Origin of the sequence: Falsiroseomonas tokyonensis (genome assembly GCF_019024325.1) — a bacterium.
GTDB lineage: Bacteria > Pseudomonadota > Alphaproteobacteria > Acetobacterales > Acetobacteraceae > Falsiroseomonas > Falsiroseomonas tokyonensis.
The window spans coordinates 21295-35084 of sequence record NZ_JAFNJS010000010.1 but is presented as its reverse complement, the minus strand read 5'-3'; the positions used below and the strand labels follow the sequence as shown (position 1 = coordinate 35084).

Sequence of the window (13790 nt, the reverse complement as noted above, 5' to 3'; positions counted from 1 at the left end):
TTTCAGGCGCCGGGGGCACTCACTTAACGAGACATGAAGCGTCTCGCCCTGGCGCTGGGCCTGGCCTGTGCCGCCCCCCTGCTCGCCGCCGCCATCGCCCCCGGGCGGACGGCGCCGGAGCTTGAGCGGCTGGGCTGGCGCAAGGTGCTGTGGCAGGGCATCCCGCCCGCGCGCTTCGAAGCGACGCCCACCGGCGGGGTCCGTTTGCTGGGCAGCGGAGAGGCCGCCTTCCTCTACCGGACGCTTAGCGGGCCGGCGACCTGCCTTGCCTGGCGCTGGCGCGTCGATGCCGGGCCGCCCGCGACCGACCTGACCCGCAAGGGCGGAGATGACCGGGCCGTTTCGCTGACCGTGGGCTTTTCCGACTACGGGCCCAATGCCGGCATCGCCGCGCGGGCGCAGATGGCGGTGGCGCAGGCGGTGGCGGGGGATCACCGGCTGCCGCGCAGCACCCTGTCCTATGTCTGGGGCGGCACGGGGCAGGAAGGGGCGGGCCGGTTCTTCGCCAGCCCCTACGGCCCTGCCATCTCCCGCGTCCGCATCCTGCGCCCGGCCAGCACGCCGCAGGGACGGTGGGTGGAGGAGCGGGTGGACCTCGGCGCCGATTGGCGCGCGGCCTTCGGCGGGGCCAATGTGCCGCCGCTGCAGGAGGTGGCGATCTCCACCGATGTGGACGATACCGGCAGCCGCATCGATGCGCAGGTCGAGGATATCCGCCTGGTCCCCTGCTGACCGCCGCTTCCCAATCCGACGACGGCAACCCATCTTGCGCGCTGACTGAAGGTGCCTGACCCCGATGACGACAAGCCGATGACCGTAAGCCGGGACGAATTTCGCGACGCCATGGCGCGGCTGGGCGCGGCGGTGAATGTGGTGACCTCGGCCGGCGTGGCGGGCCGCGGCGGCTTCACGGCGAGCGCCGTCTGCAGCGTGACGGACGACCCGCCCACCCTGCTGGTCTGCCTGAACCGGACCTCCTCCGGCAATGCGCTGCTGAAGGCGAATGGGGTGCTCTGCGTGAACACCCTGGCGGCCGGGCAGCGTCCGATCTCGGACGCCTTCGCCGGAATCGGCGGGCTGAAGGGCGAAAGCCGCTTCGTGCATGGCGACTGGTCCAGGCTGGTCACCGGCGCCCCGGTGCTGGAAGCCGCGGCGGTGTCCTTCGACTGCGAGATCGCCGATGTCGTGGAGAAGGGCACGCATAGCGTCTTCTTCGCGGAGGTGCGGGCCATCCGCCAGGGCGCGCCGGGCCGCGCGCTGATCTGGTACGGGCGCGGCTACCACCCCGTCGGCCATGACGAGGTGGTCGGCTAGCCTTTCACGGCCCCGGCGGTCAGGCCGGAGACGATGCGGCGCTGGAAGACCAGCACCAGGCCGATCAGCGGCAGGGTGACGATGACGCTGGCGGCCATGATGCGGCCCCAGGGCAGTTCGAAGCTGCTGGAGCCGCTGATCAGCGCGATGGCCACCGGCACCGTCCGCATCTCATCCGTCAGGGTGAAGGTCAGCGCGAACAGGAACTCGTTCCAGGCGGCAATGAAAGCCAGCAGGCCGGTGGTCGCCATGGCCGGGCCCATCAGCGGCAGGAAGATGCGGGTCAGCACCACGAAGGGGCTGGCGCCATCCATCATCGCCGCCTCCTCCAGCTCCATCGGCATCTCGCGCATATAGGTGGTCAGCACCCAGACGGTGAAAGGCAGGGTGAAGATCAGGTAGCTCAGCGTCAGGCCGAACAGGTTGTTGTAGAGGCCGAGCGCGCGGATCAGTTCGAAGAGGCCGGACAGCACTGCCACCTGCGGGAACATCGAGACGCCGAGGATCACCAGCAGAAGAAAGCCCCGCCCGCGGAACTGCACGCGCCCCAGCGCAAAGGCCGCGGTGACGCCGAGGAACAGCGACAGCGCGACGACCGAACCCGCGACAATGACGGAGTTCAGGATGTTGCGGCCGAAGGGCTGTTCCTGAAAGACGGCCGTGTAGTTCGACCATTCCGGCGCGCTGGGCCAGGCCTCCACGCTGAACAGCGCGGCGCCGCCCTTCAGCGAGGAGACGATGGCCCAGTAGAAGGGAAAGACGGTGTAGGCGACGATCGCCAGCACCAGCAGGAAGAAGCCGGCGCGACCGAGGATGCGCATCGGCTTCATCTGCTGCAGAGTCATCGGCCCGCCTCCCCGCCCAGCCGCACGCGACCGAAGGTGATGAACAGCGCGGTCACCACCGCGATCACCAGGAACAGTCCGGTGGCGGCGGCGGAGCCGTAGCCGACATCCTGGAAGTCCACCAGTTGCTGCCGCGCATAGACGGACATGGAGGCGGTGGCGCGGCTATTGCCGGTCAGCACGAACATCAGGTCGAAGACCCGCAGCGCATCGAGGGTGCGGAAGATGATGGCCACCATCAGCGCCGGCCAGATCAGCGGCAGGGTGATGCGAAAGAATTGCCCGACTGGGCCGAGGCCATCGATCTCGGCCGCCTCGTACAATTCATCCGGCAGCAGTTGCAGCGCGGCCAGCGTCAGCAGCGCCATGAAGGGCGTGGTCTTCCAGACATCGACGGCGATGACGGCGGCGAGCGCCGTCGAATAATTCGCTGTCCAGGCGCGGGGTTCCGCGATGAGGCCGACCGCCATGAGCATCTCGTTGATGACGCCGTACTGGTCGTGCAGCATCCAGCCCCACATCTGCGCGGACACCACGGTGGGGATCGCCCAGGGAATCAGCATGGCCGCGCGCAGCACGCCGCGGCCGCGCATCTTCGCATTCAGCACCAGCGCCACGATGATGCCGAGCAGCGTTTCCAGCGTCACGGAGACGCCCGCAAAGACCAGCGTATTGCGCACGGCGACCCACCATTCGGGATCGCGCGCGAGCCACAGGTAGTTCTCCAGCCCGATGAAGCGCGTGGCCTCCATCTCGTCCAGCCGCGCATCGGTCAGCGAGAACCAGATGGTGCGCCCCAGCGGCCAGCCGGCGATGGCGGCGATGGTGATCAGCACCGGCAGCAGGAAGATCCAGGCCGATCGCTGCCGCTGCTGCTGGATGGTGCCCGCGCGTTCTACCACTGGCCGTCCCGTCCGATGCGAAGCAGGTTGCGCTCCAGCCGATCGAGCGCCGGCCCGGCCTCCATCTGCCCGGCCAGCACGGCGTGCACCGCGTTCCAGAATTCGGCGGAGACCTGGTTATAGCGGCGGCCTGTCACCGCGGAGGGCCGCGGAACGGCATTGGCAAAACTGTCGTAGAGCGTGCCGAAGAAGGGATTGGCCGCCAGCACCTCGGCATCCTCGTACAGCGGGCGCAGCGCCGGGTTGAAGCCGCCGACAATGGCGCGGCGCTTCTGCTCCGCCGCGCTGGTCAGGTAGCGGATCAGGGCGATGGCCTGTTCCGGATGGCGCGAATGGCGGGAGACGGCGAGCTGCTCGCCGCCCAGCGTCGCGCTGTGCTGGCCATCCTCACCCCCCTTCGGCAGCAGCGCCACGCCGACGCGGCCGCGCACGGTGCTGTCCTCCGCATTCAGCAGCGGCCAGGCATAGGGCCAGTTGCGCATGAAGACGGCGTTGCCGGATTGGAAGACGCCGCGCGCATCCTCCTCGGCATAGTTCAGCACCCCGCGCGGCGCGATGGTGCCGACCCAGCCGGCGGCCTGGCGGATGGCGGTGACGGCCTGCGGCGTATTCACGGTGATCTGGCCATCCGGGTTCACGATGCGACCGCCGCCGTGGCTGTGCAGCCATTCCAGCGCATTCACCGTCAGCCCCTCATAGGCGCGGCCCTGGAAGACGTAGCCCCACATACGATCGGCGCCGGCCGCGCGCTCCGCCTGCATGATGAAGGCGGCCGTCTCGGCCAGCTCAGCCCAGGTCTCCGGCACCGGGCGGCCATATTTCTCCAGCAGGTCGCGGCGGCAATACAGAACGCCGGCATTGGTGAACCAGGGCAGCGCCACCAGCCGCCCGTCGACCGTGTTGTTCTCCACCAGCGCAGGGAAGACCGGCTCCAGCGCCTCCCGCGGCACATGGGGCGACAGGTCCAGCAGGTTACGCGCCAGGATGCCGGGCCAGACGACGTCGAGCTGCAGCACGTCGATATCGGCGGAGCCCGCCGAGAGAAGCTGCTGGTACAGCGCCAGGCGCTCCGTGCTGCCGCTGGGCGTCGAGACCAGCTGCACCTGGTTGCCCGTCTCGCGCGCCCAGGCCTCGGCGGCCTCGCGGCACATCTGGAATTCCACGCCGACGGCGCCGCAGGAAATCGCGATGGTGACCTGCGCCCGGGCCGGCGCGGCGCAGAGCAGCGCCAGGATGGCGGCGATCAGCCGGATCATCGTCCCCTCCCCTGCCTTGTGCCCTTCCCCGGCACAACGCGGAAAGGACGGGATCGTTGCCTGGCTACCACTCCCCGTAGAAGACACCGGCCGCCTTGTGCCGGTCGGTGCGCAGCTCCGCCTCCGCCCAGGTCAGCGTGGTGCGGCGCTTGAGGCCGGTGAACCAGGTGAGCAGCCTTTCGCGCATCGCCAGGCGCACCGCCTCATGCGCGGGATCGGCGCCGAGGTCGAAGAACTCCTGCGGGTCGGCTTCCAGGTCGAAAAGCTGCGGTCGGTAGCCGCTGGTCCAGTGGATGTATTTCCAGCGCGCATCGCGGATCATCCAGGCGTGGTGCTGCCCGACCTTCTCGCCCAGCCGCCGCCGCGCCCCGCGAAAGGTCCAGTCGAGCTCGGAGACCACCGCATCGCGCCAGCCCTCCGCCGTGCCGCGCGTCAGCCCCAGCAGGGAACGTCCCTCCAGCAGATGCGGCGCGGGATCGAGCGCCAGCGCATCGAGGAAAGTCGGCACCAGGTCGATCGCCTCGACGAAGCGGCCGTCCACCGTGCCGCGCGTGGCATCGGCCTCGGGCGAGGGGTCGTAGACCAGCATCGGCACGCGCTGCACGCAGTCGTGGAACAGCTCCTTCTCGCCGAGCCAGTGGTCGCCGAGATAGTCGCCATGGTCGGAGCAGAAGACCACCAGCGTGTCGCGCCAGCGCCCCAGCCGCTCCAGCGCCTGCCACACCCGCCCCAGATGATCGTCGAGCTGCGTGATCAGCCCCTGATAGGCCGGGCGCACCGTCGTGATGCAATCCTCCTGCTGGAAGCTCTGCGACACCTCCTCATTCTGCCATTCGCGCAGCAGCGGATGCGCGCCCGGGCCGCGTTCGCCGGGGTGGCGGGAGACGGGCAGGCATTCATTGGCGGAATACATCGCGTGGTAGGGCGCGGGCGCGACATAGGGCCAGTGCGGTTTCACGAAGGACAGGTGCAGCACCCAGGGCGTCTCGCCCTGCTGCTCCATGAAGGCGATGCCCTGATCCGCCGTATAGGCGGTTTCGCTGTGTTCCTCCGCCACGCGCGCGGGCAGGCGGGCGTTGCGCATCTTCCAGCCGTTATGGACCTGGCCCGCCGAATCCTGCACGGCGATCACGTAGTCGGTCCAGGGATCGGCGCTGTCATAGCCCTTGCTGCGCAGCCAATGCGCATAGGCGCTGTCGGGCTCCGCATGATGGCCGTCATGCCGGTCCACCAGCGTGAACCAGCCCTCCCGCAACAGCGCGGCCAGGTCGTGCTGGCCATCCAGCTGCAGCCGCTTCATGCCATGCGCATCCGGCAGCACATGCGTCTTGCCGGCGAGCGCCAGCGTCCGCCCTGCTTCGCGCAAATGCCAGCCGAGCGTGACCTCGCCGACCGAGAGCGGCACGCGGTTATGCGTGGCCCCGTGCGAGGAGACGTAGCGCCCCGTATAGTAGGACATGCGCGAGGGCCCGCAGATGCCGGACTGCACATAGGCCTGGCTGAAGCGCACGCCGCGCGCGGCCAGCGCATCCAGGTTCGGCGTCTTCAGGAAGGGGTGGCCGGCGCAGCCCATATGGTCCCAGCGCAGCTGGTCGCACATGATGAACAGCACGTTCCGCACGGCCATCGGCCTTGTCCCCCCTCATCCGCCCCGGCAGCCTAGATTGGCAGCATAGGCAGCAAGCACCAGCCTGGGGAGGACCGGATGACCATTTCCCGCCGCGGCGGCCTCGTCGCCGCGCTCGCCTTGGCCGCCGCGCCGGCGCGGGCGCAGGCCGAGATGCTGCGCATCATCGCCGCCTTCCCGCCCGGCGCGGCGCTGGACGGCATCGCGCGCCTGCTGGCGGAGGCCGCGCCGCGGCACGGAATGGGCAATGCCCTCGTCGACAACCGCCCCGGCGCCAATGGCAATATCGCGGCCGCCCTGGCCGCCCGCGCCGCGCCGGATGGCCGCACCCTGCTGCTGGCGATTGACAGCAGCTTCACCGTGAACCCGCACCTGTACCGCAACCTGGGCTTCGACCCGGCGGCGCTGCGGCCGGTGGCGGTGGCCGGCACCTATCCGGTGGTGCTGCTGGTGCATCCTTCCGCCAGCATCACCACGCTGGCGGAATTTTTGGACCGCGCCCGGCGCCAGCCGCTGCAATACGCCTCCGCCGGCTATGGCTCCCCGGGACACTTGGCGATGGCCCATCTCAGCCATGCGCTGGGCCTGCCGCCGGCGGCGCTGGAGCACATCCCCTTCCGCGGCAATGCGGAGGCAGTGACGGAGCTGCTGGCGGGCCGCGTGCAGGCCGGCTTCATCGCCATCTCGGGCGGCGCCGAATTCGTCAAGGATGGCCGGCTGCGTGCGCTGGCCATCTCCGGCCCGCAGCGCCTGCCGATGCTGCCCGATGTGCCGACGGTGGCCGAGCAGGGCCATGCCGGCTTCGACATCCGCTTCGCCTATCTGCTGATGGCGCCGAAGGAGGTGCCGGAGCCGGCACGGGAAGCCGCCGCCCGGCTGGTCGCCTCGGTCTTCGCGGACCCCGCGGCGCAGGCGCGGCTGGCCAATTGGGCGGTGACGCCGGAGGCCGGGGACGGCGCCGCGGCGGAAGCCTGGGTCGCTCGCGCCTCCGCCCGGTGGCGGGAGGTGGTGCAGGCCACCGGCATGCGGGTGGAGTGAGGGGCGGCGCGGTGCCGCCCCCCGCCCCGCTCACATCTCGGCGTAGGTGCCGTTGCGCCAGACGTAGAAGACATAGTCCGGCACGGTGACATCGCCCTTCCGGTCAAAGCTGATGTCGCCCAGCACCGTGGCCCAGGGGCCGCCGGACTTCAGCAGCGCGGCGATGCGCCGGGCATCGGTATTGCCGGCGCGCGTGGCCGCCGCCGCCCAGATCTGCAGCGTGGCGTAGGTGTAGAGGACATAGCCCTCCGGATCGATGTTCTTGGCGCGGAAGCTCTGCACCACCTGGGCGGCGCTGGCGCGCTTGCGCGGGTCGCTGCTGAAGGTCATCAGCGTGCCCTCGCCCGCCGCGCCGGTGATCTGCCAGAACTCGTTGGTCACCAGCGCATCGCCGCCGACGAGCGTCAGGTTCATCCCGACCTCCTTCGCCTGGCGCAGGATCAGACCCGATTCGGTGTGGTAGCCGCCGACATAGACCACGCCGATATTCGCCTGCTGGAGGCGGGAGACGATGGCCGAATAGTCGCGCTCGCCCGGCGTATAGGCGGAATACAGCGCCTCCGTCACGCCGGCCGCGTTCAGCGCCTTCTTGGTCTCCTCCGCCAGGCCGCGGCCATAGGCGGTGTTGTCGTGCAGGATGGCGATGCGGCGGTCCTTCATGTTCTGCGCCATGTAGCGCCCGGCGACGAGGCCCTGCTGGTCGTCGCGGCCGCAGACGCGGAAGGTGTTCCAGTCGCCGCTATCGGTATAGGTCGGGTTGGTCGAGGCCGGGCTGATCTGCAGGAGCCCTTCCTCGGCATAGACCTTGCTGGCCGGGATGGAGCTGCCCGAGCAGAAATGCCCGGCCACCATCACCACGCGGCGCGAGGCGAGCTGGTTGGCCACCGAGACCGCCTGGCGCGGATCGCAGGCATCGTCGCCCACTTCCAGCGCCAGCTGCCGGCCGAGCACACCGCCGGCGGCGTTCAGATCCGCCACGGCCTGCTCCGCACCGGCGCGGAACTGCGCGCCGAAGCTGGCATATTGGCCCGTCATCGGGCCCGCGGTCGCCACCCGGATGGGGCCGGAGCCCTGCGCGAAGGCGCCACGGCCACCCGCCAGCAGCATCGGCGCAGCCAGGCCGGCCCCCAAGATCGTCCTGCGTTGCATCATCCCACCCACTCCCTTGTCGTGGCGCCTGCGGCGCGGTGGCGGAAGGGTAGGCGAGAGCAACGGTCGCTGACCAGCGATCTCGGGCCGGTTCCCTACACGATCCGCCCCGGTTCGATCGCGTCGATCGCCTGGGCCATGGCGACGTCGCGCGCCGACAGGCCGCCGGCATCATGGGTGGTCAGCAGGATCTCCACCCGGTTCCAGGTATTCGACCATTCCGGATGATGATCGAGCTTCTCCGCCAGCAGGGCGACCCGGCCCATGAAGCCCCAGGCGGCGGAGAAATCGGCGAAGCGGAAGCGGCGGATGATGGCGTCCCGCCCCTCCGCCAGGCTCCAGAGCGGCAGGGTACGGGGCAGCTCTGCCCGCGACTGGGCATCGAGGGGGCGGATCATCTTGCATCTCCCGGCAGCCTGGTGCGCCGGGCTTGACGCGGGGCGCGGCGGCGGGAAGGAAGCACGGGATGACCCGATTCAGCCACCCCCCGACGCTGGAGGATATCGTGGAGATGGCCGAGCAGGCCTTCGCCGCCATCCCCAAGGAACTGCGCGACCTGGTCCGCGGCGCCGCCATCGTGGTGGAGGAGGTGGCGGATGACGAGACCGCCGCCGAGTTGGGCTTCGAAAGCCCCTGGGCGCTGACCGGCCTGTATCGCGGCACGCCGCTGACGCAGAAGAGCGTCTTCGACGCGCCCGGCGAGCCGGACAGCATCACCCTGTACCGGGAGCCCATCCTGCTGGAATGGGTGGAGACCGGTGAGGACCTGTTCCGCCTGGTCCGCAATGTGCTGATCCATGAGATCGCGCATCACTTCGGCTTCTCGGACGACGACATCGACCGGCTGGAAAGCGACTAGCCCCCCTTCCCTGACGCCGTCTTCATGATGGCGCGGGCCGATCCTCCATGCGGCCGGGACAAGGTTTCCCTGCTCAGAGAGGAGACATCGGGTCGTGTCCGAAACCGCCATTCGTCCCGGCCTGTCGCGCAGCCTGTTCCTGCCGCTGGCGCTGGCCACCGCCGCGCTGACCACGGGCTGCGCGGCCCCCGTCGCCCTGGCGCAGGGCACCTATCCGCCCATCCCGCCGCTGCGGGCCGAAGTTCGTCCCGTGGCGCCGCGCGGCGAGCATTGGGCCTGGCAGCCCGGCCACTGGCGCTGGGCCGGCCATGGCTATGAGTGGATCCCCGGCGAATGGGTGGAACGGCCCGATGCCCGGCTGGAATGGGCGCATGGCCACTGGGCCTGGCGCCGGCCGGAGGGCTGGGTCTGGGTGCCGGGCCATTGGCGCTGAGGCCGGCCGCCGCGCCGGGGGTCCGGGCGCGGCGGCGTGGGTTCAGGCCTCGACCGGCACCTTCACCGGGCTCATCCAGCCATGCGCATCGGGCAGGCGGCCGTACTGGATGCCGATGATGCTGTCATACAGCTTCTGCGTCAGCGCGCCGGTGTGGCCGTTGCCGATGCTGATCCGGTCGCCCTTGTAGCCGAGCTCCCCGACCGGGGAGACCACGGCGGCGGTGCCGGTGCCCCACATCTCGGTCAGCTTCCCCTCGCGCCCGGCCTGCATCACTTCCTGGATGCTGACGGGGCGTTCGGAGACGGTATGGCCCCAGTCGCGTAGCAGGGTCAGGATGGAGTTGCGGGTCACGCCGTCCAGGATGGTGCCGGCCAGCGGCGGGGTCACGATCTCGTCGCCGATCTTCATCATGATGTTCATGGTGCCGACCTCGTCGATCCAGCGCCGCTCCACGCCATCCAGCCAGAGCACCTGGGTGAAGCCCTGGCGCTCCGCCTCCTGCTGCGCGGAGAGCGAGGCGGCGTAGTTGGCCGCCGCCTTGGACTCGCCGAGACCCCCCTGCACCGCGCGCACATGCGTGTCCGTCGCCAGGATCCGCACCGGCTTCACGCCTTCCTTGTAGTAGGCACCCACGGGCGAGCAGATGACGAAATAGGTGTAGCTGTGCGAGGGGTGCACGCCGAGCATCACATCCGTCGCGATCACGGTCGGGCGGATATAGAGGCTGGTGCCCTCGGTCCGCGGCACCCAGTCATGGTCCACGCCGACGATCGCCTCGAAGCTCTGGCGCACGAGGTCGGCCGGGATCGGCGGGATGCAGAGGCCGGCGCAGGACTTGCCCAGGCGCTCCGCATGCCGCTGGGCGCGGAACAGGCGGATGGTGCCATCGGCGCCGCGATAGGCCTTGAGGCCGTCGAACACCGCCTGGGCGTAGTGCAGCACCGTGGTGGCCGGGTCCATGGACAGCGGGCCATAGGGGACGATGCGTGGATCGTGCCAGCCCTTCCCCTCGGTGTAGTCCATTAGGAACATATGGTCCGTGAAGGACTTGCCGAAGGCCAGGGCATTGTCCGGCTGGCGGGGCTTCGGGTTGCGGGTCAGGGTGGTGGGGAATTGGGTCATGGCGTCTGTCGCTCTCGGTTTTTATTGCGTGTGACCCGATGCTATCGCAACACCCATGCGCAAGGGAGCCACCGAAGCTAACAATGCACCCATGCGCGCGGGGCATGATAGGTCAGCCCCACTGCCGTAGTGGGAGGGGCGCCGAAGCGCCCCTCCGGTCTCAATTGCCCATGCGCACGAAGCGCAGCGGGAACCAGTTGTCGGCCAGCTGCTGCAGCTGGACGTTGCTGCGCGCCGCCCAGATCACCGTCTGCTGGTGCAGCGGCACATGGCCCGCCTGCTCGGTATGGATGCGCATGGCTTCCTCGATCATGCCATTGCGCTTGGCGGTGTCGGTTTCCACCGCCATCAGGTTCACCAGCTCGTCGAAGCGGGCATTGTTGAAGCCGCCGACATTGAACATGCCGCGGTTGCCCTCCCGCGACGCCATCAGGTTGAAGAAGGCGTTGTGCGCGTCGTAGGTATTGGGGGTCCAGCCCAGCATGTAGAAGCTGGTGTTGTAGCGCGGGCCCAGGATCTCGGCGAAGTAGCGGGCGCGGGTCTGGGCGTTCAGCGTGACCCGGATGCCGACGCGGGCGAGCATGGAGACGGCCGCCGTGCAGATCGCCTCGTCATTCACATAGCGGTCGTTCGGGCAGTCCAGCGTCACGCCGAAGCCGTTCGGATAGCCGGCCTCCGTCAGGAGGCGGCGGGCGAGATCCGGGTTGTATTCGGGGATCTGGTCGCGCGCCTCGGTATGCCCGTTCACCCCCGGGCCGATCATCAGCCCGGTGGCGCGCCCCTGGCCGCGCATGACGGTGCGGACGATGCTGGCGCGGTCGATCGCGTGGTTGAAGGCGCGGCGCACCCGCACGTCCTGGAAGGGGTTGCGGCCGCGCACATCGGACTTCAGCAGCTCCGCTCGGCTCTGGTCGAAGCCGAGGTAGATGGTCCGCAGCTCCGCCTGCTGGTGGATGGTGATGCCATTGGTGCGGGACAGGCGCTGGGTGTCCTGCGGCGGCACGGTATAGACCATGTCCACCTCGCCCGAGAGCAGGGCGGCGACGCGCGTCGCGTCATTGGAGATGACGTTGAACTCGACGCGGGTCAGGTTGTGCTCCGGCCGGTCCCACCAGTTGGGGTTCGGCGCCAGCACGGTGCGGCGGTCCGGCTCCCGGCTCACCAGGCGGAAGGGGCCGGTGCCCATGGCGTTGCGCGTCGCGAAATTCTCCGCGCCCGTGGTCAGGTCGGCGCTACGGGTGGCGTTGTTCGCCTCCGCCCAGCGCTGCGACATGATGCCGATGCCGGTGATCTCCTCCAGGAAGATCGGGTTGGGCGCGGTGGTCTCGATCTCCAGCGTGTGGTCGTCGATCGCGCGCGCTTCCTTCACGCTGGCCAGGCTCCCGCCGACATTGCTGCCCTGGGCCTTGGCGCGGGTGTAGGAGAAGACGACGTCCTGCGCGGTGAAGGGCGTGCCGTCCTGGAAGGTGACGCCGCGGCGCAGCTCGAAGCGCCAGACGGTCGGGCTGGGCTGGGTCCAGCTGACGGCGAGCGACGGCTCCACCTGCAGCTGGCGGTTCCGGCGTACCAGCGGCTCGTAGATGTTGCCGTTGAACATCAGCAGGAAGGTCTCCTGCCGCGCATAGGGATCCATCGAATTGACGTCGCCGTCATTGGCCCAGCGGAAGAGATTGGCCTGGGCTGCGACGGGAAGTGACAGGGCGGTGCCGGCGAGCAGGGCGGCAGCCAGAATATGTCGGCGCACGAAGGTCTCCTGAAGGAATTCGTGCGCGGAGACTAGGACCTGCGGCCACAAAGTAAACCGGGACCGGCGAGGTGACAGCGGTTCGCCGGACGGCGCGAAAACGAAAACGGGGACCCCTGGGGGTCCCCGCTCGGCAGGCGCGAAAAGGCGGAGGCCGTCAGGCCGCGCGAAGCGCGCGGGGGAGGTCGGCCACCGCGCGGTCGATCAGCGCGGCGTCCTTCTCGGCATTCATGGTCTGCGCCAGCACGTCGCGCGCCGCGGCGGCGGCGACCTCGGCGGCGGCGTTGCGCACCTCGGCCAGGGCGCCGGCCTCGGCGGCCGCGATACGGTCGAGTGCCATGCGCTCGCGTCGCTTGGCGGCGTGCTCGGCCTCCAGCGCCGCGGCCTCGGCCACGCGGCCGGCTTCGGCGCGGGCGCGGGCGATCATGTCCTCGGCCTCGGCCAGGGCGGCGGCACGGTCGGCTTCGGCCTGCTTGCGCAGCGCCTCCGCCTCGGACCGCAGCCGCGCGGCTTCCGCCAGCTCAGCCTGGATGCGGGCGCCGCGGGCGTCCAGCATGGCGGTGATCCGGCCCCAGGCCATCTTGCCGACCAGCAGCACGAACAGCACGAAGGAGACGGCGACCCAGAACTTCGGGTCGAGCCAGAAATGCTCGTAGTGGTGTTCCATGGCGGCGCTCCTCAGCCCTGGCCGCGCGCGGTCAGCGCGCGATCGACGGCGGCGGCCACGGCGGCCGATTCGGATTGGCCGGTCAGGCGTTGCAGCAGCGCCTCCGCGGTTTCCGTGGAGACCTGGCGCAGCGCGCCCATGGCCGAATCCCGCGCCGCGGCGATGCGGGCCTCGGCGGCCGCGACCTGCTCGGCCAGCCGTGCGGCCAGCGCTTCGGACCGCTGTGCGGCCTCCTGCGTGGCGGACTGCATGGCGGCGGCGATGGCCGCCTGCGCCTCGGCCCGCGCCTTGGCGGTGGCGTCACGATGCGCGGCGATGGCCGCATCGGCCTCCGCCTTCGCAGCCTGCGCGGCTTCGAGGTCACCCTCGATCCGGCGCCGGCGATCCTCCAGCACCTCCTCCACGCGCGGCAGCGCATAGGTGGAGAGCACGAAGTAGAGGACCCCGAAGATGATCAGCAACCAGACGATCTGGGCGATCATCAGCGGATTGCCGAAATCGAGCTGCGGCATGGTGTTCCTCGTCAGCTTCCCTGTGGCGCGCCACCGAAGGGTGGCGCGCTCCGTCGCGAAATTCCCGGCCGGCGGTTGCCGGCCGCGAAACTCAGGCGAACAGGATCAGGAAGGCGATCAGCAGCGCGAAGAGCGCGACGGCTTCCGTGAGCGCGAAGCCCAGGATGCCGATCGGGAAGACCGCATCGCGGGCCGCCGGGTTGCGCGCCACGCTGGTGATCAGCGAGGAGAAGATGTTGCCGATGCCGAGGCCGACGCCGAACAGCGCGATCACGGCGATGCCAGCCCCGAGGGCCTTAGCGGCAAGCACCAGTTCCAT

The 13790-nt window shown here is 69.7% G+C and carries 16 protein-coding genes; 5 read left to right on the top strand and 11 right to left on the bottom strand.

The features are described from left to right. Nucleotides 1-33 precede the first annotated feature (33 nt). Together J3S20_RS25065 and J3S20_RS25060 are read left to right on the top strand one after the other, a co-directional pair. On the top strand, nt 34-732 hold the full coding sequence (locus J3S20_RS25065; protein WP_216839656.1) for a DUF3047 domain-containing protein: 699 nt from the start codon (nt 34-36) through the stop codon (nt 730-732). A gap of 78 nt (nt 733-810) precedes the next feature. Beyond that, nucleotides 811-1314, top strand: a complete 504-nt coding sequence (locus tag J3S20_RS25060; protein ID WP_216839766.1) for a flavin reductase — start codon at nt 811-813, stop codon at nt 1312-1314. On the opposite strand, the gene J3S20_RS25055 is transcribed toward J3S20_RS25060, so the two are convergent. The 4 genes from J3S20_RS25055 to J3S20_RS25040 all read right to left on the bottom strand — a co-directional run bounded on the left by J3S20_RS25055 (nt 1311) and on the right by J3S20_RS25040 (nt 5944). Further along, nucleotides 1311-2159: a carbohydrate ABC transporter permease gene (locus J3S20_RS25055; RefSeq protein ID WP_246603251.1), complete on the bottom strand. Its 849-nt coding sequence runs from the start codon at nt 2157-2159 to the stop codon at nt 1311-1313. The genes J3S20_RS25060 and J3S20_RS25055 overlap by 4 nt on opposite strands. Next, nucleotides 2156-3061: a carbohydrate ABC transporter permease gene (locus J3S20_RS25050; RefSeq protein ID WP_216839655.1), complete on the bottom strand. Its 906-nt coding sequence runs from the start codon at nt 3059-3061 to the stop codon at nt 2156-2158. The genes J3S20_RS25055 and J3S20_RS25050 overlap by 4 nt, the downstream gene beginning before the upstream one ends. Next, nucleotides 3055-4317, bottom strand: coding sequence for an ABC transporter substrate-binding protein (locus tag J3S20_RS25045; protein ID WP_216839654.1), 1263 nt, complete (start codon nt 4315-4317; stop codon nt 3055-3057). Before J3S20_RS25045 ends, J3S20_RS25050 begins: the two co-directional genes overlap by 7 nt. A 64-nt stretch (nt 4318-4381) precedes the next feature. Continuing rightward, the gene (locus J3S20_RS25040; RefSeq protein WP_216839653.1) at nt 4382-5944 is read right to left on the bottom strand and encodes a sulfatase-like hydrolase/transferase; all 1563 of its coding nucleotides are present in this window, start codon (nt 5942-5944) and stop codon (nt 4382-4384) included. Nucleotides 5945-6022: 78 nt separating this feature from the next. Between J3S20_RS25040 and J3S20_RS25035 the strand changes: the two genes are divergently transcribed. Then, nucleotides 6023-6982 carry a Bug family tripartite tricarboxylate transporter substrate binding protein gene (locus tag J3S20_RS25035; RefSeq protein ID WP_216839652.1) on the top strand — a complete coding sequence of 320 codons (960 nt, stop codon included), beginning with the start codon at nt 6023-6025 and terminating at the stop codon, nt 6980-6982. Nucleotides 6983-7012: 30 nt separating this feature from the next. Here J3S20_RS25035 and J3S20_RS25030 read toward each other — a convergent pair whose 3' ends face one another. Then, the gene (locus tag J3S20_RS25030) at nt 7013-8134 is read right to left on the bottom strand and encodes a branched-chain amino acid ABC transporter substrate-binding protein (RefSeq protein ID WP_216839651.1); all 1122 of its coding nucleotides are present in this window, start codon (nt 8132-8134) and stop codon (nt 7013-7015) included. 92 nt (nt 8135-8226) lie between these two features. Further along, nucleotides 8227-8529: a 4a-hydroxytetrahydrobiopterin dehydratase gene (locus J3S20_RS25025; protein ID WP_216839650.1), complete on the bottom strand. Its 303-nt coding sequence runs from the start codon at nt 8527-8529 to the stop codon at nt 8227-8229. 68 nt (nt 8530-8597) lie between these two features. On the opposite strand from J3S20_RS25025, the gene J3S20_RS25020 reads away from it, so the two are divergent. Together J3S20_RS25020 and J3S20_RS31200 are read left to right on the top strand one after the other, a co-directional pair. Then, entirely contained in the window at nt 8598-8990 is a 393-nt protein-coding gene (locus tag J3S20_RS25020) for a metallopeptidase family protein (RefSeq protein ID WP_216839649.1), read from the top strand. Between the two features lie 94 nt (nt 8991-9084). Next, a complete protein-coding gene (locus J3S20_RS31200) occupies nt 9085-9423 on the top strand; it encodes a YXWGXW repeat-containing protein (protein ID WP_216839648.1) in 339 nt (112 codons plus the stop codon). Between the two features lie 42 nt (nt 9424-9465). Here the strand turns inward: J3S20_RS31200 and J3S20_RS25010 are convergent, their stop codons facing one another. The 5 genes from J3S20_RS25010 to J3S20_RS24990 all read right to left on the bottom strand — a co-directional run bounded on the left by J3S20_RS25010 (nt 9466) and on the right by J3S20_RS24990 (nt 13790). Next, nucleotides 9466-10548 carry a branched-chain amino acid aminotransferase gene (locus tag J3S20_RS25010; protein ID WP_216839647.1) on the bottom strand — a complete coding sequence of 361 codons (1083 nt, stop codon included), beginning with the start codon at nt 10546-10548 and terminating at the stop codon, nt 9466-9468. A 160-nt stretch (nt 10549-10708) separates the two neighbouring features. Next, complete coding sequence (locus J3S20_RS25005) at nt 10709-12292, bottom strand: ABC transporter substrate-binding protein (protein ID WP_343215300.1); 1584 nt, start codon at nt 12290-12292, stop codon at nt 10709-10711. 157 nt (nt 12293-12449) lie between these two features. After that, entirely contained in the window at nt 12450-12959 is a 510-nt protein-coding gene (locus J3S20_RS25000) for a F0F1 ATP synthase subunit B family protein (RefSeq protein WP_216839646.1), read from the bottom strand. Between the two features lie 11 nt (nt 12960-12970). Further along, on the bottom strand, nt 12971-13471 hold the full coding sequence (locus J3S20_RS24995) for a F0F1 ATP synthase subunit B family protein (RefSeq protein ID WP_216839645.1): 501 nt from the start codon (nt 13469-13471) through the stop codon (nt 12971-12973). A gap of 91 nt (nt 13472-13562) precedes the next feature. Beyond that, nucleotides 13563-13790 (bottom strand): ATP synthase subunit C family protein, encoded by a 228-nt coding sequence (locus J3S20_RS24990; RefSeq protein ID WP_168047977.1) that lies wholly within the window; start codon nt 13788-13790, stop codon nt 13563-13565.

Coding starts and splice junctions, on each gene's coding strand:
- J3S20_RS25065 (WP_216839656.1), top strand. CDS start 34: ATGAAGCGTCTCGCCCTGGCGCTGGGCCTGGCCTGTGCCGCCCCCCTG.
- J3S20_RS25060 (WP_216839766.1), top strand. CDS start 811: ATGACCGTAAGCCGGGACGAATTTCGCGACGCCATGGCGCGGCTGGGC.
- J3S20_RS25055 (WP_246603251.1), bottom strand. CDS start 2,159: ATGACTCTGCAGCAGATGAAGCCGATGCGCATCCTCGGTCGCGCCGGC.
- J3S20_RS25045 (WP_216839654.1), bottom strand. CDS start 4,317: ATGATCCGGCTGATCGCCGCCATCCTGGCGCTGCTCTGCGCCGCGCCG.
- J3S20_RS25040 (WP_216839653.1), bottom strand. CDS start 5,944: ATGGCCGTGCGGAACGTGCTGTTCATCATGTGCGACCAGCTGCGCTGG.
- J3S20_RS25035 (WP_216839652.1), top strand. CDS start 6,023: ATGACCATTTCCCGCCGCGGCGGCCTCGTCGCCGCGCTCGCCTTGGCC.
- J3S20_RS25030 (WP_216839651.1), bottom strand. CDS start 8,134: ATGATGCAACGCAGGACGATCTTGGGGGCCGGCCTGGCTGCGCCGATG.
- J3S20_RS25025 (WP_216839650.1), bottom strand. CDS start 8,529: ATGATCCGCCCCCTCGATGCCCAGTCGCGGGCAGAGCTGCCCCGTACC.
- J3S20_RS25020 (WP_216839649.1), top strand. CDS start 8,598: ATGACCCGATTCAGCCACCCCCCGACGCTGGAGGATATCGTGGAGATG.
- J3S20_RS25010 (WP_216839647.1), bottom strand. CDS start 10,548: ATGACCCAATTCCCCACCACCCTGACCCGCAACCCGAAGCCCCGCCAG.
- J3S20_RS25000 (WP_216839646.1), bottom strand. CDS start 12,959: ATGGAACACCACTACGAGCATTTCTGGCTCGACCCGAAGTTCTGGGTC.
- J3S20_RS24995 (WP_216839645.1), bottom strand. CDS start 13,471: ATGCCGCAGCTCGATTTCGGCAATCCGCTGATGATCGCCCAGATCGTC.
- J3S20_RS24990 (WP_168047977.1), bottom strand. CDS start 13,790: ATGGAACTGGTGCTTGCCGCTAAGGCCCTCGGGGCTGGCATCGCCGTG.